The sequence below is a fragment of the Gordonia sp. ABSL11-1 genome, from assembly GCF_030315685.1.
In the GTDB taxonomy this organism is placed as follows: domain Bacteria; phylum Actinomycetota; class Actinomycetes; order Mycobacteriales; family Mycobacteriaceae; genus Gordonia.
This window is the reverse complement of the sequence record NZ_JASXSI010000011.1, coordinates 111,881-130,832: the sequence shown is the minus strand read 5'-3', so window position 1 is coordinate 130,832 and position 18,952 is coordinate 111,881. Positions and strand designations below refer to the sequence as shown.

11 protein-coding genes are annotated in these 18,952 nt (G+C 68.1%); 5 read left to right on the top strand and 6 right to left on the bottom strand.

Annotation, left to right across the window (positions count from 1 at the left end; translation table 11 throughout):
• Positions 1 to 786 carry an exodeoxyribonuclease III gene (locus QSJ19_RS13990; RefSeq protein WP_286321233.1) on the top strand — a complete coding sequence of 262 codons (786 nt, stop codon included), beginning with the start codon at positions 1 to 3 and terminating at the stop codon, positions 784 to 786.
• Between the two features lie 20 nt (positions 787 to 806).
• Here QSJ19_RS13990 and QSJ19_RS13985 read toward each other — a convergent pair whose 3' ends face one another.
• Entirely contained in the window at positions 807 to 1,460 is a 654-nt protein-coding gene (locus QSJ19_RS13985) for an RES family NAD+ phosphorylase (protein ID WP_286321232.1), read from the bottom strand.
• Complete coding sequence (locus QSJ19_RS13980) at positions 1,460 to 2,104, bottom strand: DNA-binding protein (protein ID WP_286321231.1); 645 nt, start codon at positions 2,102 to 2,104, stop codon at positions 1,460 to 1,462. Before QSJ19_RS13980 ends, QSJ19_RS13985 begins: the two co-directional genes overlap by 1 nt.
• 78 nt (positions 2,105 to 2,182) lie before the next feature.
• On the opposite strand from QSJ19_RS13980, the gene QSJ19_RS13975 reads away from it, so the two are divergent.
• From QSJ19_RS13975 to QSJ19_RS13965, 3 genes are read left to right on the top strand one after another with little or no spacing between them, the layout of a single operon-like run.
• Positions 2,183 to 3,160: an ABC transporter substrate-binding protein gene (locus tag QSJ19_RS13975; protein ID WP_286321230.1), complete on the top strand. Its 978-nt coding sequence runs from the start codon at positions 2,183 to 2,185 to the stop codon at positions 3,158 to 3,160.
• Between the two features lie 53 nt (positions 3,161 to 3,213).
• On the top strand, positions 3,214 to 4,569 hold the full coding sequence (locus tag QSJ19_RS13970; RefSeq protein ID WP_286321229.1) for a SagB family peptide dehydrogenase: 1,356 nt from the start codon (positions 3,214 to 3,216) through the stop codon (positions 4,567 to 4,569).
• Entirely contained in the window at positions 4,566 to 5,201 is a 636-nt protein-coding gene (locus QSJ19_RS13965) for a class I SAM-dependent methyltransferase (RefSeq protein ID WP_286321228.1), read from the top strand. The genes QSJ19_RS13970 and QSJ19_RS13965 overlap by 4 nt, the downstream gene beginning before the upstream one ends.
• A gap of 13 nt (positions 5,202 to 5,214) precedes the next feature.
• Here QSJ19_RS13965 and QSJ19_RS13960 read toward each other — a convergent pair whose 3' ends face one another.
• Together QSJ19_RS13960 and QSJ19_RS13955 are read right to left on the bottom strand one after the other, a co-directional pair.
• A complete protein-coding gene (locus QSJ19_RS13960; RefSeq protein ID WP_502876179.1) occupies positions 5,215 to 6,210 on the bottom strand; it encodes an alpha/beta hydrolase in 996 nt (331 codons plus the stop codon).
• 59 nt (positions 6,211 to 6,269) lie between these two features.
• A complete protein-coding gene (locus QSJ19_RS13955) occupies positions 6,270 to 6,758 on the bottom strand; it encodes an NAD(P)/FAD-dependent oxidoreductase (protein WP_286321225.1) in 489 nt (162 codons plus the stop codon).
• 633 nt (positions 6,759 to 7,391) lie between these two features.
• Between QSJ19_RS13955 and QSJ19_RS13950 the strand changes: the two genes are divergently transcribed.
• Positions 7,392 to 8,642 (top strand): HNH endonuclease, encoded by a 1,251-nt coding sequence (locus tag QSJ19_RS13950; RefSeq protein WP_286321222.1) that lies wholly within the window; start codon positions 7,392 to 7,394, stop codon positions 8,640 to 8,642.
• A gap of 382 nt (positions 8,643 to 9,024) precedes the next feature.
• Here QSJ19_RS13950 and QSJ19_RS13945 read toward each other — a convergent pair whose 3' ends face one another.
• Positions 9,025 to 13,581 (bottom strand): non-ribosomal peptide synthetase, encoded by a 4,557-nt coding sequence (locus QSJ19_RS13945; protein ID WP_286321221.1) that lies wholly within the window; start codon positions 13,579 to 13,581, stop codon positions 9,025 to 9,027.
• Positions 13,578 to 18,950: a non-ribosomal peptide synthetase gene (locus tag QSJ19_RS13940; protein ID WP_286321219.1), complete on the bottom strand. Its 5,373-nt coding sequence runs from the start codon at positions 18,948 to 18,950 to the stop codon at positions 13,578 to 13,580. The genes QSJ19_RS13945 and QSJ19_RS13940 overlap by 4 nt, the downstream gene beginning before the upstream one ends.
• Positions 18,951 to 18,952: the final 2 nt, after the last annotated feature.

The window sequence follows — 18,952 nt, the reverse complement described above, 5'->3', positions numbered from 1 at the left end:
ATGCGCATCGCCACCTGGAACGTGAACTCCATCCGCGCACGGTCCGAGGCCGTCGTCGGCTGGATGGAACGGTCCGACATCGACGTCCTCGCCATGCAGGAGACCAAATGCCGCGACGACGAGTTCCCGCTGATGAGCTTCCTCGCCGCCGGCTACGACGTGGCCCATGTCGGCACCGGCGGCTTCAACGGTGTGGCGATCGCCTCCCGCGTCGGACTCGATGAGGTGGAGATCGGGTTCGAGGGTCAGCCGACCTACAGCAGCGGCGACGTCACCCCCGCCCAGGAGGCCCGCGCGATCTCCGCACGCTGCGACGGGGTGCGGGTGTGGAGCCTGTACGTGCCGAACGGCCGCGCCCTTGACGACCCGCACTACCGCTACAAACTCGACTGGCTGCGGCAACTCCGCGACATGGGCGCCCTCTGGCTGGCGCACGACCCGGCCTCGCAGGTCGTCCTCGCGGGTGACTGGAACGTCGTCCCGACCGACGACGACGTCTGGGACCCCGCGGTGTTCGACGGCAAGACCCATGTGTCCGAGCCCGAACGTGCTGCGCTGCAATCGATCCGTGATGCCGGTTTCCGCGATTCCGCGCTGCCCTACACCGACGGCTACACCTTCTGGGATTACACGCAGCTGCGGTTTCCGCGCAACGAGGGGATGCGCATCGACTTCCTGCTGTGTTCGCCGGCTTTCGACGACCGGGTCCGGACCGCCTTCGTCGACCGGGAGGCCCGCAAGGGCAAGGGCGCGAGTGACCACGCACCGGTCGTCGTGGAGGTGTGACGACTTTGCGAGACCTGGAACTAGATGACGGAGTATCCGAGTCGTCTTGCGGCGCCGGCGATCCGGACGGCGAGATCAGGGTGCGTCAGAGGTAAGGACAGCTCCGGCCGATCCGGCATCGCGCTCCCAGCTGGAGTGAACAGTGCCAGGCAGGGCGCGCCGGCGAAGCGACTGTTGTAGCGCAAGCCGTCGATGTCGGGGTGGGCCTCGACGATGTGTCGGGCCCAACGTTGGCTGGTGTGGTGCTGCCCGGTCGACAGGGCGTAGGTGCCACCTACGCGGGTGGCCCAGGCTCCTTTGCTGTCGATGGCAACGTCGATCACGGTGACCGGGCGGGCGAACGACAGTCCGGTCAGGTAAGGCCGATCGCGGTCGCGATCGATTGTCCGGTCGGTCTGGAAGGCCTCGGCGAGTGCGCCATCCGGGGTCGACGCCCCGTACCAGACACCACGGCCGACGGGATCCTCGCCAGCAGGAAGATGATGGGGATCGAACCGCAGAACCGGCCCGTAGGTGCGGAGCGCATTCCACGCGAGTACGTGGGCGCCGAGTGTGCGGTGGACCCGCCACCACACCTCGCCGACATCGATGACGCGCACTTCTTCGTCGCGAATGCCCAGCGCCCGCAATGCTTCCGGCTCTGGCGGATCGGGCAACATCGGAGTGGAAGCCATCAGGCGGCCCAATCACCGACCTCGAGCAGGCGAAGTACCGGCTCCACGGGTTGTCTGCCGCGCAACCATTCGCGCACCGCCTGCGGCTGCCCAGCGATCTGCAACTCCGGCTGAGGGGACTCGAGGAAGCCGGCAACAGAGAGAGGGTGCAGTCCTCGTGTCAGGAGGTGCGGAAACACCTTGTCCAGCCCACGGACCTGTGCGAACTCGCTGACTTCACGGCCAGATGGGTCTGTCCGATGGATCAGTTCGAACTGCAGAACCGGGAACACCCACGACCCGCCATCGTCGATCGCCCACAATGTATGCGCGAGACGAAGTTGACGTACACGCGAATCAGATACGCCGAGCCCGGCCGCCACCTCGGCGGCAGGGTAGGCGGTGCTGTAGAGCCGCGCCATCCGCGCCGTCGTGCTGGCTGCGACCTCTGCGCGATCATCCGGATCTTCGGTGAATCCCGCGTCATCGAGCAGGCGGGCCTCCGCGTCGGTCAATCGTGCCGCCCAAGACCGATGCACCGGCAAAGTCCGCAACGCATGCACGAGCTCATCGCGCCCGAAACCGAACCGGTCCCGGATCAAGCGATCGAGGTCTTCATCGAGGTCCGACACTGACCCACCTCCTATTAACGGCAACTCTACCATGTCTACTACCGTTAGCATCGCAGGTCCACGGGCCGACGCCGGTGTCGCGGACCTTCGGTCTTAGGTTAGGCTGCACGCATGACTCGTGCGCTCCGCGTTCTGTTCCTGTCGATCGCCACGCTCGTGATCGCGACCCTGGCCATCAGCGGGTGCAGTTCCCCCGACGAAGCGGAGAACGACGGCGCACCGATCCAGGTCAATACGTCGAAGGGGTCGGTGACGATCAACGGCACCCCGAAGCGGATCGTCGCGCTCGGCGCGCAGTGGATCGACGTGACCTTGGCCTTCGGTGTCACCCCGGTCGCCTACCTCGACAACATCCAGGTGCTGACCGGCAACCCGTCGCCGTGGTCGAGAGAGGGGCTGAAGGACTCGACCCCGATCAGCACCGAGGACATCGTCGGGCAGGTCGCGAAGGCGAAGCCGGATCTCATCCTCGCAACGTCGTACATGGCCGACGGCCAGCCGGAGGTCTACGACAGCGTCTCCAAGCTCGCCCCCACCATCCCCGGCATCACCGGCAAGCAGATCGACCCCTGGCAGGACATGGTGACGTTCCTGGGTACCGTGCTGCGCCAGCCGGACAAGGCCAAGGAGATCACGGCAGGGGTCGACGGGAAGATCAACGCCACCAAGGATCGCCTGCCCGGCCTCAACGGCAAGACCTACACGATGGCCTACATGTACTCGGCGGACCAGATCCAGGTGCTGGGCGACCCCGACGACGGTGCGACCTACCTCTTCCGGTCGCTGGGCATGAACATCGCGCCGGCGCTGGTGGCCGAGTTCCGCAAGAACGGTCAGCCGCGGTTCCCGATCTCCACGGAGAACGTGCCGTTGCTGAACTCCGATCTGCTCGTGATCACCGCGAACACCGATCAGCTGATGTCGTCGCTGGAGAAGCTACCCGGCTACCGGAACCTGAGATCGGTGCGCACCGGGGCCGTGAGCCGGATGTCGGTGGCCGAGATCGGCGGTCTCAACGAGCCGACACCGCTGTCCATCCCGTATCTGCTGGACAAGATGAACCCCGCGCTCGAGCAGGCGTCGCGCTGATCGCATGTCGATGACCCCCGTGCCGATGATCCCGTGCCGATGACCACCGCCCGATGACCTCGACAGTGCAGTTCACCTACGCCCTCACCGAGGGGGCTCGGTTCCTCCTCGGCGGCGGCGGGGTCGCGGTCGTGCTCCCGGCCAAACAGCGGCTCGACGGACTCGACCGCAGGCAGGTCGCCTTCCTGCGTCGGCTCAACAGCGGTCCCGTCGAGATCGACGACGCGGACACGACCATCGCCGCGTTGCGCGATCGGCTGGTCGACGCCGGCGCGATCGCCATGACCGCAACCCTCGGCGACCGTGAGCTGTACTCCATCAGGCCCTTTCGCCGACCACCCGTTCGTTCCGACGACGTCCCGACCGATGTCCGGGTCTCCCGGTTCACCGTCATCCGGCGTACCGGCGACGACGTCGTGGCCGAGAATCCGCGGGCATGGTGCGACATCGCGGTGCGCGACCCGGGCGTGCTCACCGTCCTGACCGGGCTCGACGACGGCCCGGACACGCTCGCGCCAGCCGCCCGGGAACGGTTGCTCGCGGATCTCGTGTGGTCGGGTCACGCCGTCGTCGGCGATGACGAGGACGAGCGCTTCGCGACCCGGAGTTGGAGCCCGCACGAGCTCTGGTTCCACCGGCGCAGCACCGTCGGCGACCGTGGTACGAGTTGGGCTGCATTCGGGCCGACCCGATGGGCCGACGGGTCGTTCGAACCCGTTCCCGCCCGGCGGGATTCGTACCCGGGTGAGCCCACGCCCCTACCCACCCCCGATCTGGACGCGCTGCGCACCGACGATCGGCCACTCACCGCCGTCGTCGAGGACCGCACGTCGGTACGCGACTTCGACGACGACCATCCCGTCACCGCCGAGCAGCTCGGCGAACTGCTCTACCGGTGCGCCCGCACCCGGCGTGTCCGGACCATCAACGCCGACCGCGCGGTGCCCGAGGAACTCCCGTCACGACCGTTCCCGTCCGGCGGGTCACTCTACGAACTCGAGATCTATCCGGTCATCCGCATCGCCGACGGTGTGGAATCCGGTATGTATCACTATGATTCGTATGATCATGCGCTCAGGCCGGTCGCACCCTACGACGATCCCGCGGTCACCCGCCTGATCGCGCCGGCAGCACTCACCCTGACCGACGGCCGACTCCCCCAGGTCCTGTTCGTCCTCGCCGCGCGCGCCGGCCGCATCATGTGGACCTACGAGCAGATGCCGTACGCCGTCATCCTCAAACACGTCGGCGTGCTGACCCAGACGCTGTACCTGACCGCCACCGCGATGGGTCTGGGCGGTGTCGCGCAAGGCTACGGTGACACCGCCGCCTTCGCCGCCGCGACCGGCACCGACGAACTCCTCGAATGCAACGTCGGGAGCTTCGTCGTCGGAACGCCGCGACGGTGACCTCGGCGGCGCAACCGGGGTACGACGCGCTCGCCGAGTTGTACGACGAGACGTTCCCCACGGCATACGGATCGGCGTGGGAGCGACACGCCGTCGCGGCGTTCGCCGACGAGGTGCACACCCTGGGCGCCGGCGGCACTGTACTCGACGTTGGTTGCGGGACAGGACATGTCATGGCCGATCTCGGCACGTTCGGCCTGGCGGTGATCGGGATCGATCCGAGTCACGAGATGTTGCGGATCGCCCGCGGCCATCATCCCGACCTGCGGTTCGTCGCCGACGATGCGCACCTGAACTCTCCCGAGCTCACGGACGTCACAATCTCCGCAATCCTGGCCCGTTTCAGCCTGATTCACGTCCCGCCCGACGAGGTATCCGTGATCCTGCGGGAATGGGCGACCCGGATGGCACCCGGTTCGGTGGTCAGCATCGCCACCCAGAGCACCGACGGAGATGCGATCGCGGAGTTCGACCACGTGGTCGCACGGGCGTGGCGCTGGCCGGCTGATCGGTTGTCGGCGACGCTGGCCGACGCCGGGTTCGACGAGATGTGGCGGATCGCAAGCCGTCCGGATGGTCAGCACCGGTTTCCGGCGGTGGTGGTGACGGCGCGTCGCGCACACTGGGGATGATGCCCGCGACGGATTATCCGAGTGCACCCGCGATCGCATCTGCGACACGGTCCACAGCACCGCGTGCTGCGCGGCTGATCCGTGTCAGTGAGATGTAGCCGTGGACCAGGCCACCTTCACGCATCAGTCGGGTCGGAACGCCCGCCGCGGCCAACCGCTGGGCGTACGCGATCGCCTCATCACGCAGCGGGTCGAATCCGGCAACCGTGATGAGCGTCGGAGGTGCTCCGGACAGATCGTCGGCGTGTAGTGGGGACACGCGTGGGTCCCATTCTGGATGGCCCTCGGGTAAATACAGCCCCGACAGCCAGGCGATCTGCTTCGCTGTCAGCGCCGGGTTGTCCGCGAACTCGGTGCGGGACGAATGGGTGCCGACGGCGTCGACCACCGGGTACATCAGCACCTGCATCAGTGGACGACGCTCTTCGCCGGCCAGGTCATTGGCCAGTACCGCACAGAGATTCGCCCCCGCGCTGTCGCCGAGCAGAATGATCCGTTGCGGATCGATCCCCCACTCGGATGCGTGCTCGACCGCGAATCGCCATGCCTCGGCCGCATCGTCGACCGGACCGGGGAACCGCGCCTCCGGCGCCAGCCGATACTCGACCGACAACACGGCGACACCGGCTCGGTCGGCGATGAGACGCACCGGGGCGTCGTACCCCGCTCGGCTGCCCAACACGAATCCTCCGCCGTGCAGGAACACGACCAGTCCGTCGGACCGCCTGGCCGGACGATACAGACTCGCGCGGATCCCGCTCGGGAGAGCGATGTCGGCGACGTCCATCGCCGGAGCATCGTCGGCGAAGACTCGGCAGTCGTTGTCCATCGACGCGCGCGCCTCGGCCAGCGTGCCATCGCTGAAATCCGGTCCGGCCGCTGCCGCTTTCATGAGCAGCGCGATCTCCGGCGCCATGGCGTCTCTGTCGGAGTTGACCACCGGCGGCACAACCCGCCGCAGAATCGCGTCGGGCACCCGCCCGATGGCCGTGAACAGCGTGCGCTGCATCCACTCTGCGGCCGTCAGCGTGCCGGCGATCTCCACCGTGGTCGGCCGATCGATGACCGTCACCGTCCTGCGCCTTCCACTGTGGCACGGCCGCTGTCGAACTCACGATCGAGGCGAGAACTGAATTCAAGGGCATCGGTGACCACACTGCCGCGAAACATCTTCCGGTCCTCGATGAACACGTTCTTGATCTGCCACGGCATCTCGTCGCCCTGGCGGGGCAGGGCGTGCTTGGCGCGCAGCATGTAGCCCGCGTCGAGGTCGATGATCGGCGCAGTGCCGGTGCCGTCAGGGGCAACGGCTGTCGCGGTGTCGTACCCGCGAGCGTCCATGTGGCGCAGCAGTTCGATGAAGCTCTTGCCGAGGAGACCGATCTTCAGCGTCCAGGACGACTTGGTGTAGCCGACTGCCATCACCCAGTTCGGGACGCCGGAGAGCATCATCCCGCGATACACGACAGAGGTGGAGAGGTCGACGGGGCGTCCGTCGACGGTGATGTCGACCCCACCGAACAGACGCATGTTCAGGCCGGTCGCGGTGACGATCACGTCGGCCTCGAGCTTCTCGCCGGTGGACGGCGCGGAGGTGTGATCGATCTCGACCGCTGCGGTAGAGCGCGACTGTACTGTCGCGCAGGTATTCCGCGATACCGAACCGCCGCAGGCAACCTCGCCTATTCACCGATCGCATTACACGCCCCAGCGAGGTTCGACCACTCCTGCTGTTGGGACCCTGCTTCGGGTCGAGGCGTTCGCAGACGTTCACCATGAACAAGGCCGTCGTCGAGGGGGTGCCGACACCCAGCCACGTCGCACTCTGCAGCTCACGCAGGCGTTGCCGAGCTTGAGGCCCCGAGGCGGCCGATCCCCTACACGCCCCGAGATACAACACCTCAAGCGCGAGTACTCAGCGCCGGCCCGCCCAGCGGACCTCGACGTGGTACCCGCGGTGCTGTATGCGCCTGCCCTATCGGCTCGACACGATGTGTATCCGGGTTGCCATTGCGGGTCGCCTCTCGTCGCGATCTCGCTCTGATCGATCTTGTCGGTGCCATGTCGTAGTGTTGTCACCAGCAGGAAAGAAGAAGACGTAGCGCGCCCCGTGTCCATCTGCCGGCCCGTGCACAGAACACCTGAGACACCTGAGTCCTGCTGTCCTGTTCTGTCATTCGGGGGGCCGCCATGTCATCGACCACATCACTGATCGCCATCGGCGACACTCTACGCGCCGTCCACCTCGACCACGAGTCCATGACCGGGCAGAGCGCCTTCGAGGAGATGCGCACCCTGTATCAGATCCGGAATCTCATCGACCATCATGCCGCGCAACTGACCGGCACACTCGACCGACTGCGGGTGGCGAAAGATCACGGACGCACCACGCGAGAGTTGTTGATCGTCATGGGCTTTGCCCCGTCCGTCGCCCAACGCTACGTCCGTGTCGCCGGTGCGCTCGCACTGCTCCCCACCTTGACGGCGCATGCCGTCGACGGCGTCATCTCGAGTGAACATTCCGACGCCATCGTCCGCGGGATCGAGCACATCGGGAAAAGATCACCGGAACCGATCGACGACGCCGTGCGTCTGAGTAGTGTGACAGATCTTCTCGGACAGCACTTCTCCGGTGCCACCCCCGCCGAGATCAGCGACCGCGCCCGCACCCTGGGCAACCTGATCGCCGACGACACCGACGGCGGCGTGCCCGCCGCCGAAGACCGCACCGTCAACACACTCACCAAGAACAAGACCACCGACGGGCGGCTCCGTGTCGAGGCCGATCTGGACGCCGAGGTCGGCGAGAAATTCCAGGCTGCGATGGAACGCTACGGCACACCCAGGACCGAACCTGACGGGTCGGCTGACGCGCGTTCCACTGAACGACGCCTCGCCGACGCCTTGGAAACCCTTCTGGATATTGCCGCCGGGGGAGGCAACGACGTGAGCATGACACCGAGAACGCATGTACTACTGACCATTCCCGCCGACGCGCCATCCTTGACATCACTGGAGTTCATGGGATCGGTCACCCGCGCCACGATGAATCGACTGGCCTGCGACCCGACGATCACACCTTTGCTCGTCGACGGCGAGACCGTCCCGCTCGACGTGGGCCGCGACAAACGCCTGTTCACCCCGGCTCAACGCAAAGCCCTCTACATCCGCGACAGGTGCTGCATCAAGTGTGGTGCGCCCGCCGAACGGTGCCATGCCCACCACATCGACCACTGGAGCGAGGGTGGTGACACCTGCCTGGACAACGGCTGCCTGCTCTGCCCGTCGTGTCACGCCGATGTCCACCACAACGGCTGGCAGGTGTTCATCGGCGCCGACAAACACGCCTGGCTGACACCGCCGGCCACCGTCGACCCCGAGCAACGAGCGTTACCCAGTTACAGCAGACGCACACTCACCCTCGACGCCGTCGCCGCCTGACCCCATAACCGACTCTCCACCGACCACAATCCCGCACCCGGCCACGCCGGGACCGCATCTGTACCTTGACAACTCCACAGTGTGAAAGCGGCAGGCCCGACACCGCTGACCGAGAAGGCGACATTCAGCAGCGCCCTTCTCGGTCAGCGATGTCGGCAACCACATCCGGATCGTCGGCCATCCACCGGAACGCTCCACCGTCTCGTGTCACAACCGCCCGACTCGTCCGATAGTGCAACCGACGGCTCCACCTCCAGCTCGGTATCCTGATTCCTGCTCGTAGCGAGCGAGTCGTCGGCCTCGGCGTATCGTTCCGGCAGGGAGCCCCCAGATCACGTTTCGCCGAACTCAGATACCGCGTGCAAGCCGACAACGGACCGGTCTACTCCTCGAGGGCTCCCGCCAGCGCGACCACCGACCGCTCCCACATCGCCGTCAGCTTGCCGACCTCGTCGGCGGTCAGCACGGTGTCGCCATAGCGCCAATTGGCCACGAGCTGGGGGCCGTCCTCAGTCGCCCGGACTACCGCGACGACGTCGAGCGCGTAACGCAACGGCAGATCGGGTTCCGGGTCCGTCGGCAGATGCTCGTTGACGTCGAGATCAGTGATGGGCCCCCACGGTTGCCACTGCGTGTCCGGTGTGTGCAGATCGAACCGACCGAGATAGTTGAACTCGATGTGCGGCATCGGCACCTGCAACTCCGGAATTCGGGAAAGATACTTGAGGACACCGAAATCCACTCCACCGGTCGGGATCTCCGCGACCTGGCGGGCAACCTCGTCCAACAGCTTCCGCCCGACGGCCGGTGCGGCGAGCACGTCGTCGGCACCGACCGACCTCCCCACACCGAGGCGCATCGGGAAGACACTGGTGAACCAGCCCAGCGTCCGCGACGTGTCGACGCCGGGACCGGCCAGATGGTCCTCACGGCCGTGGCCCTCGAGCGCGATGTAGGCACCGCCCGTCGCGTCCTGGCCTCGGCGCACCCGCCAGCCGGCGACAGTAAGGGTGAGCGCGGCGAGAAGGAACTCGCGCACGCCGACAGTGCGGTCGGCAGCTTTCAGGATCGTCGCGGTGACCTCGGTGTCGGTGGTGGTGACCGCTGATCGCAGTGAGGACCAGGTGTCCGTGGTGGGATCGACCTGCCGGGTTCCGACGGCCGGATCAGGTCCGGCAACCTGAGCGGTCCAATAGTCCTGCTGTGCCAGCACATCCGGATTCTCGGCGCGTCCCTCGACGAACCGGCACCACGCGCGGTAGTCGGTGTGCTCTTCCGGGAGGGCGGGGACCGTCTGCGAGCCATCGACCATCTCGAGGGTCGAGCCTGCCCGCGCGAGGTCTGCAAAGAGCACCTGCCAGCTGACCGCGTCAACCGCGAGGTGGTGGATGGCCAGCAGCAGGATATCGGCCGAGTCGCCCGCGGAGTCGTTGCGGCGCATACGCACTGCCGACACCATGCGGCCCGCGTCGGGGTCGATGCGGTCGTTTGCCTCCCGCGCGGCAGCGGTGACGCTGTCCGCGAGGTCCTCGGCGTCACGGACGATCAGCACCGACGCGGCGTCGACCGTGCCGCGGTCCCGGGTGATCAACCCGTCCTCGGTGACGATCGAGCGGAGCATGTCGTGGGCGTCGATCGTGGCCTGCAGAACCGCGATCAGCCCGTCGTCGGACACATCGGCCGGTAGCGCGAACAGCACGGTCTGGGTGAATCGACGGTGGTTGCCGTACTCGTACAGCCACTCGACGACCGGTAGCGCGGGTACGAGACCTGCCCCGGCCGAGAAGGATTCGTCCTCCTCGGCGTTGTCGATCGCGTCCGCGAGGTCGAGCACCGTCGGGTACGACAGCACCATCCGAGGTGTGACGGTGAGGTCGTGGCCGCGCAGCGCATTCACGGCTGCCATGGCGACGATGCTGTCGAGTCCGAGGTCGAAGAAGTCCTCGTCCGGACCCGGTGCGGTCCCGAGCACGTCGGCGATCACGCCGGCGACGATCGTCGCCGTCGGTGTGAGGTCGACGTCGTTGCCGGTGGCGCGGGCCTGCAGTGCAGCGGCGGCCGATTCCGCGAGGACGATCGCGTCCACCTTGCCGTTGCTGTTCATCGGGAGCACCGTCACGCCGACGACCCGCGACGGCACCATGTGCGCAGGAAGCGCCTTCGCGACGTGGGCGCGAACAGCGCGGGCGTCGACGTCATCTCCGGCGGCGAACCCGACCAGTGCCGGTCCGGCGGCCCGGTCGACGACGACGACAGCGGCCGCCGTCACACCGTCGGCGCGTCGGATCGCGGCCTCCACCTCACCGGTCTCGATGCGGTATCCGCGGATCTTCACCTGATCGTCGCTGCGGCCGACGAACAGGATGTTCCCGGCCGCGTTACGACGCACCAGGTCTCCGGTGCGGTACATCCGCGCGCGTGGGCGGAACGGGTCGGCGACGAATCGTGTGCTCGTCATCGCCTGCTTGCGTTGGTAGCCACGGGTGACCTGGGCGCCCGACAGGTACAGCTCGCCGGCGACACCGGTCGGTGTCGGGCGGAGTCGGGAATCGAGGACGTAGGCGCTCATCCGGTCGGTCGGCGTACCGATGGTGGGCGATGCCGAATCCGCGACCCGCGCGACGACCGCCTCGACGGTGGCCTCGGTGGGGCCGTAGCAGTTGTGGACGACGGTGTCCGGCAACGCCGACAGCTGCCGCCACAGGGCAGGACCGATCGCCTCCCCACCCAGGGCCAGCACCGACAGGTGCCCTCCGGCCGGGGCCGCGTCGTCCGCGGCAGCGTCGCCGACGAGACCGGCCGCGGCCAGCTGTCCGAACATGGACGGAGTGGTGTCGATCATGTCGATCGCGTGCCGAGCCAGACCTGCCACGAGCCGGCCGGCGTCGCGCATCTCGTCCTCGCCGAACAGGTGGATCGCGTGGCCGTAGAGCAGACCCGCCAGCGGTTGCCACGAGGCGTCGAAGCTGAACGTCCACGCGTGTGCGATCCGCAGCGGACGGCCGAGCCGGGCATGTGCGGGGGCGAGCATGTGGTCGCGGTGGTCGCGGCAGTAGCTCATCAGCGCGGCGTGTGTTCCGATGACGCCCTTGGGTTCTCCGGTCGATCCCGACGTGAAAATCAGATAGGCGGCGCTCGCGGGTCTGATCGCCGGTTCGGCGGTCAGAGCAGGCGACGCCGCTCGCGCGGCGATACGGTTGGCCGTCTCCGGGTCATCCGGGACGACGACCACGTCGTCGGCGAATCGATCAGCATGTGCCCGGTCGGTGACCACCACGGCGGCACCGGATTGGTCGAGGAGATTTGTGATCCGGGCATCGGGGAAGGCCAGGTCGATCGGCACATACGCCCCGCCCGCGAGCATCGTCGCGAGGATGGCGATCACCGACCCGGTCGACCTCGGCAGTGCGACGGCGACAACGGTTTCGGGTCCTGTCCCGTGGTCGCGCAACTCGGCGGAGAGTTGGCTCGCGAGGCCCCAGAGCTCGCCGTAGGTGATCGTTTCGTCGTCGGTCACCAGCGCGGGTGCCGTCGGGGTGCGCTCGCACTGCCGGGCGAAGGCGTCGACGACGGTCTCGGGCAGGTCGACGGGTGCGTCATGGTCGGTCTGCTCGAGCGCGGCGCGTTCGGCGGGCAGCAGCACGTCGAGGTGATCCACGTCGACATCTGCGGCGTCGGGCAGATCACGCAGCACCGCCAGGATGCGTTCCGCGACGTCGGCGGCGTCGATCTCGCCGAGCGCCTCGTCGATCGACTCGGTGATCACGATCAGCTCACCGTCGAGCAGGTAGGCGACCACTGTCAGCGGATAGTGCGCGAGGCTCTCCATGGCGAGCGGCAGGAACCGGGTGCCGTCGGCCGCGCTGACGGGTTCGGTCGCCGCGCCGATGGGCGCGTTCTCGAAGATGAACAGGGTGTCGAAGAGCGTGCCGTGTCCGGTCGACCGCTGGATCTCCGACAGGCCGAGATGCCCCTGGTCGCGCATCGTCGCCGAGTCCCGTTGCAGCCCAGCGCACACCGCGGCGACGGTCATCGGTCGCCCATCGTCGGGACCGGACAGCCGGACCCGTGAGGGCACCGTGTTGATGAAGAGGCCGATCATCTCGTCGGCCCCGGCGAGTCCCTGGGGACGTCCCGAGATGGTGGTGCCGAAGACGACGTCGGTCCGGTCGGTGAGTCGGGACAGCACCACGGCCCACGCGAACTGGGTCACCGTGTTGACGGTGAGGCCCGCCGACCGCGCCCACGACACCAGTCGTTCGGTGTCCGCGACAGAAAGGCGATGCCGGGTCCGGACGGGTTCGGAGACCGGCACCGTGGGTGCCGCGAGCATCAGCGGTTCGACGCCGTCGAGATGCTCCCGCCATGCTGCGCGGGCCGCCTCGCCGTCCTGGGCGGCGAGCCAGGCGATGTAGTTGCGGTACGGGCGAATCGGCGGCAGCGACGCCGCGCAGCCGTCGGCCGAGTAGATCGCGAGCAGTTCACCGAAGAACAGGGCGACCGCCCAGCCGTCCATCAGGATGTGGTGGGCGGTGACCAACAGCCGGCGGCGGTCGCCGGGCAGGTCGACCAGTTTCACCCGCAGCAGTGGGCCGTCTCGCAGGTCGAACCGGAGGGCGCGCTCTGCGACGGCGAGTGAGTCGAACTCCGCTGCGCTCGCAGCGATCTCCTGCCAGGGAACGACGACGTGGCTCGGCACGATCTGTACGGGTGCCGGTAGATCCTTGTCCCACAGCGACACCCGCAGGTTCGGGTGCCTGTCGACGATCGCGTCCACGCTGCGATGAAGGCGTTCGATGTCGAGCGGACCGGTGATCTCGACGACGAACTGCATCGAGTAGACGTCGAGTCCCTCGCCGGACATCTCCGAGAGCGTGAACAGGCCCTGCTGTAGTGGGCTGAGGGCGAGAACGTCCTCGATCTCCGAAACGTCGCTCACCGCTGCGACTTCCAGGCGCTACCCAGCGATTGCAGCATGTCGTCGCTCAACCCGGAGGCGCTCATCGGGGCGGCATCGACGGGTGGTTCGGTGCCCGGTTGATCGTCTCCCGCGGTCACGGCTCCGCCCTCGTCGACCGCGGCCGCCAGCTCGGCGATCGAGTAGTGGTCGAAGATCTGCTGCGGGGCCAGTGGCAGTCCCTCGGCCGCGGCGCGCGCCGACCATTGGATGGAGATCACGCTGTCGCCGCCGACGGCGAAGAAGTTGTCGTCCCGGCCGAGGCCGTCGACGCCCAACAGGTCGGTGAGGATCGCGATCAGCCGCTCCTCGGTGGGGGTCTGTGCGCCGCCCCCGGCGGTCGCGGCCATCGCCAGGACCGCCGGCGCCGGTTCCTGTTCGGTGAACGGATCGGTCAGTCGCGATCCTGGTGCCAGCGCCGAGAGGGTCTCCCCCAGTGCGGAGCCGGCGCCCGGTCCGGTGACGACCCATTCCCGGACCGACGCGAGATCTGTTGTCCCGGTGTGGGGCAACGCGGCCAGTGTCCGCGGACCGGCGTGCACCCGGCGCGGGTGCTCGGCGGCGATCAGCGCTGCGAGCGTGGTCGGGTCGTCGTGGTGGCGGTCGGCGGTGAGTACACCCGGGATCGCGGGCAGGTCGATGGTCTCGACGACGGTGTCGGCGCCGTCGGCGAATCCGGTGAGCACGGCGACGAACGCCGCGGCGATGCCGTCGACGGATTCCTGGTCGTAGAGGTCGGCGCTGCCGACCACGCGGCCGTCGAAGCCGCCGTCCGCGGTCACGGTGAGGATGACGTTCAGATCGAGGAACGACGTGTCCTGCGCGACCGGGAGCATGGTGACCGAGGTGAGCGCGTCGGCGTCCAGCGGCCGTCCGATTGCGTTGGCGTCCCGGTCACGGAAATGGATCATGCTCTGGAACAGTGGGTTCCGCGAGCGTGTCCGTCGGGGATTGAGGGCCTCGACGAGCCGTTCGATCGGCACGTCCTGATGAGCGAACGCGTCGAGGACGACGTCACGCGTCCGCCGGATCAGCGTGCGCACGGTCGGCGACCCGTCGGTCCGGGTGCGCAGGGCGACCATGTTCGCGAACAGACCGACGAGTGTCTCCGTGCCGGGGTCGAGGCGGCCTGCCGCCGGTGTACCGATCGCGATGTCGTCGCCTCCGCCGAGCCTGCTCAGCAGGCCGGAGAGTGCGGCTGTGACCGTCATGAACTCGGTGGCGCCGCACTCGTCGGACACGGACCGCAGGCGCCTGCGCACCGACGCGGGCACGGTGAGGTCGGCGAGGACGCCGTCCTTGGTGAGTACCTGGGGGCGTGGGCGATCCGCGGCGACGGTGATCTCGTCCGGCTGGCCGGCCAGGGTTGTACGCCAGTGCTCGACCTGTGCTCGCCCGAAGTCCGCATCGGAGGATCCGTCGGATCCCGGCCGGATCGATTCCGCGCCGACCGGGAACACACGATGCTGCCACAGCGCGTAATCGGTGTATGTCAGTTCCGGCGCGGGCAGTTCCGGCACGATGCCGACGGCGCGGGACCGGTAGGCGGCGATCAGGTCGTCGAGGAGCACGTCGGTGGACCAGTGGTCGATCACCATGTGGTGCACGACGAGTGAGAGGACGTTGTGGGTGTCGGCCACGCGGAACAGCCGGGCGCGGACGAGCGGTGCCACGGACAGGTCGAACACGTGCTCGCGGGCCTCCGCCAGTGCGGCGTCCGTCTCGTCGGCGGCCACCGCGGTCACCGTCAGATCGACGTCGACGTCGTCGTGGACGACCGCGACCGGAAGACCGTCCCGTTCGACGAAGGTGGTGCGCAACGATTCGTGGCGTCGGATCACATCGCCGATCCCCGCACGCAGCGCATCGAGGTCGAGCGGTCCGTCGAGGCGGAACGCGAGCGGGATGTTGCCGGCGACGCCGGGACCCTCGAACCGATGCTGGAACCACATCGCCAACTGCGAGAACGACAGTGGGATCGGATCGGACCGATCGACGTGGGTCAGCGGCGGCCGGCCCGTCGACGGCGCGTCGGCCGCGGGTGCCGGCTCGACGACGGTGAGGCCGGCGAACCCACCGTCGTCGCCCGCCAGATCACCCAGGTCGTCCAGATCGCCGAGTTCGTCCAGGTCGATGCCGAACTCGTCGACGACGGCCGCATTGACCGCCGCGGCGAGCTGCTCGACGGTCGGGTTGTCCAGGGGCAGGCGGACATCCACGTCGATACCGAACTCGGTGGTCAAGGTGGTGACCAGTCGCGCGGCGAGCAGGGAGTGTCCTCCGAGGTCGAAGAACGAGGACCCTGCGGTGATGTCGTCGCGTCCGAACAGCCCGGCGAAGACGCCCGCGATCCGCTTCTCGGTGGGTGTCCGCGGGGCGCGGTCGTCTGCCGCCGACGTCGACAGGATGGGCAGTGCCTCACGATCGAGCTTGCCGTGGGTGGTCAGCGGCACCTCGTCGATCATCGCGATCGCCGACGGCACCATGTGCCCGGGCAGGGTGGTGCGGGCGAAGCGCAGGACCTCGTCGAGGTCGATCGCCGCGCCGGCGTGATCCTCGGGGATGACGTAGGCGACCAGTCGCGCACCGGCGTCGTCGGCCTCGACCAGGACGAGAGCGTGTGCGACGTCGGGGTGTTCGGCGAGTCCGGCCTCCACCTCGCCGAGTTCGATCCGGTAGCCGCGGACCTTCACCTGTTCGTCTGCCCGGCCGACGAACTCGAGCTGACCGTCGTCGTTGCGGCGCGCGAGGTCGCCGGTGCGGTAGATGCGCCCGCCCGGCACGAACGGGTCGGCGACGAACCGGGTCGCGGTCAGCGGCGGTCGGCCGAGGTAGCCGCGCGCGAGTTGTGGCCCGCCCAGGTAGATCTCGCCGACCACGCCGTCGGGGACGAGGTGGAGGCCGGGGTCGAGCAGGTAGCTGGTGACGTTGGTGTTCGGGGTGCCGATCGGGACGATCGAATTGCCCTGCGGGGCATCGATCGGGTAGTGGGTGGCGGCGACGACGGCCTCGGTCGGGCCGTAGTTGTTCGACAGCGCTGCGTCGAAGGTCGCGGTGAAGGAGTCGGCGACCTCGCCCGAGAAGGCCTCGCCACCGACCGGGACGGTCCGCAGCATGGTCCACTGCTTGACCTCGGGGACCATGAGCAGCGTGGCGAGCAGGGTCGGCACCATGTGCATCACGGTGACCCGCTGCTGCACCAGCAGGTCCGCCATGTAGGCGATGTCCTGTACCGCTGCGGGTTTCGGTACGACGAGGGTCGCGCCGACGGACAGTGTGCAGAAGATCTCGAACATGGAGGCGTCGAAGCTCACCGACGACGTCTGTACGAGGCGATCGTCGGGGCCGAGTACCTCGCCGGCCCCGAACCCGATGAGGTGATCGGCGATCGCGTTGTGCGCCACCGCGACACCTTTGGGAGTGCCGGTAGATCCGGACGTGTAGATGATGTACGCGAGGTTGTCCGGCCGCAGCGGCGCGAGCCGGTCGGCGTCGGTCGGCGCGTCGGGCTCCAGGTCGGCCGCCTCGCCTTCCGCGGCGGACAGCGCATCCGCGTCGAGCACGAGGAGCGGATCGGCGTCGGCGATGAGGAAGTCGGTGCGGTCGGCCGGGTAGTCCGGGTCGATCGGCAGATAGGCGGCACCGGCCTTGAGGACGGCCAGCGCGGCGACGACGAATCCGACCGAGGCGGCCATCCGCAGACCGACGAGCGTCTCAGGACCGATGCCGGATCGGATCATCCAGTGCGCGAGACTGTTCGAGCGTTCGTCGAGCTCCCGGTAGGTGAGGGTCGCGTCGTCGGACACGACTGCCTCGTGGTCGGGGCGTGAGCCGACGGCCGCGGCGAACAGGTCGACGACGGTCGCGTCGGTCACGTCCGCCCGCCGACCGGTGGATGCGGCGAGGACACGATCGTGAGCCGACGGCGTCAGCAGGCCGAGATCGCGCACCGGACGGTCCGGTTCCGCGGTCGCGGCTCGGAGCAGGTGGAGATGAGCCTCGACGATCCCGTCCGCGACGTCGGCACCGAAGAGCGCCGTGTCGTATTCGAGTTCGATGTACGGTTCGACGTCCGATGCGGGACCTCCGACGACGGTGAACTCCAAGGGCAGTTGACCGTTGGGGGTACCGAGGTCGTCGAGGTGACTCGCGCCGATCCCGTCGAGGGCGAATCCGTCGGCGCTGCTGCGGGCACTGAGGCTGACCGACACGATGCGGCCGAGGCCGTCGGTCCCGCTGCCCCGCTCCGGGTTCAGTGCCCCCACCACGACGTCGACCGGTGCGTTCTGGTGACTGATGGCCGTGACGATCCGCTCACCTGCGGCCGCCACCAGTTGGTCAAAGGTGTCGGAGGCGGACAGACGCGTGCGCGGGAGGACCGTGTTGCCGAAGTAGCCGATGAGCTCCGCGGCGTCGGCCGGGCGATGTGTGACCGGAACGGCCACGGTGAAATCGGTGGCGCCGGTGAGTCGGTGGACGAGCAGGTCGACGATCGCAGCGTGGATGGTGAAGGGACTCACCGAGAGTCGTCGCGAGGCGGCGTCGACGGCCGCCGTCAGATCGGCCGGGACCTCGCGACGCAGCCGTGCGCTGATCCGCGGTCCGGTGGCCGGGCGCCGCGACGTCGGCAACCCGAGCGGTTCCGGGATGGGCGTGAGCTCGTCACGCCAGAACGCCAGGTCGTCGGCGACAGTGTCGTCCGTGGCTGACGGGATGTCGACGTACTGTCCTGGCAGAGTGGGGAGTTCGGCCCCGGCGTCGTCGTTGTAGCGGCGGTTGATCTCGCCGAACAGCACGGCCCAGGACTCGTCGTCCCAGGCGATGTGATGGACGGTGAGCATCAGGACATGGGCGTCGTCGGCGACGCGGACGAGCAGCAGGCGCAGCGGGAGGTGGGTGGTCAGGTCGAACGGGGTCCCGAACTCGCGTCGTGCGAGCACTTGGAGGCGTCGATCGCGGCTGCGAGGCGCGAGGTCACTGATGTCGAGGTCTCGCCAGTCGATGTGGCCGGTCGCGTGGTGTCGCGCCCGCGGCTCACCGGTGGGGTCGAGTTCGTAAGTGGTGCGCAGGATCTCGTGACGGGCGACGACGGCCTCGAACGCCGACCGCAGACGGTCGGGTGCCAGCGGTCCGTCGAGTCGGTAGGCGACGCCGACGTTGAGGGTGGTGTCCTGCGGGTCGCGATGTGAGACGAACCAGAGGCGCCTCTGTGCCGGTGAGAGATCGCTCGTCGCGCCGTCCGGTCGGGTGATCGGGCGGGGCGCCTCGGCGGTGGCCGAGCGGGCGAGCCCACCCGCCTCGAGGCGCTGCCGGAGCAGCTCTTTCTTCCGCCGCGTCAGCTCGTCAGACATGG

Bases quoted from the DNA above. Each gene is read 5' to 3' on its own strand.
- QSJ19_RS13990 (WP_286321233.1), top strand. From the start codon at position 1: ATGCGCATCGCCACCTGGAACGTGAACTCCATCCGCGCACGGTCCGAG.
- QSJ19_RS13985 (WP_286321232.1), bottom strand. From the start codon at position 1,460: ATGGCTTCCACTCCGATGTTGCCCGATCCGCCAGAGCCGGAAGCATTG.
- QSJ19_RS13980 (WP_286321231.1), bottom strand. From the start codon at position 2,104: ATGGTAGAGTTGCCGTTAATAGGAGGTGGGTCAGTGTCGGACCTCGAT.
- QSJ19_RS13975 (WP_286321230.1), top strand. From the start codon at position 2,183: ATGACTCGTGCGCTCCGCGTTCTGTTCCTGTCGATCGCCACGCTCGTG.
- QSJ19_RS13970 (WP_286321229.1), top strand. From the start codon at position 3,214: ATGACCTCGACAGTGCAGTTCACCTACGCCCTCACCGAGGGGGCTCGG.
- QSJ19_RS13960 (WP_502876179.1), bottom strand. From the start codon at position 6,210: ATGCAGCGCACGCTGTTCACGGCCATCGGGCGGGTGCCCGACGCGATT.
- QSJ19_RS13950 (WP_286321222.1), top strand. From the start codon at position 7,392: ATGTCATCGACCACATCACTGATCGCCATCGGCGACACTCTACGCGCC.
- QSJ19_RS13940 (WP_286321219.1), bottom strand. From the start codon at position 18,950: ATGTCTGACGAGCTGACGCGGCGGAAGAAAGAGCTGCTCCGGCAGCGC.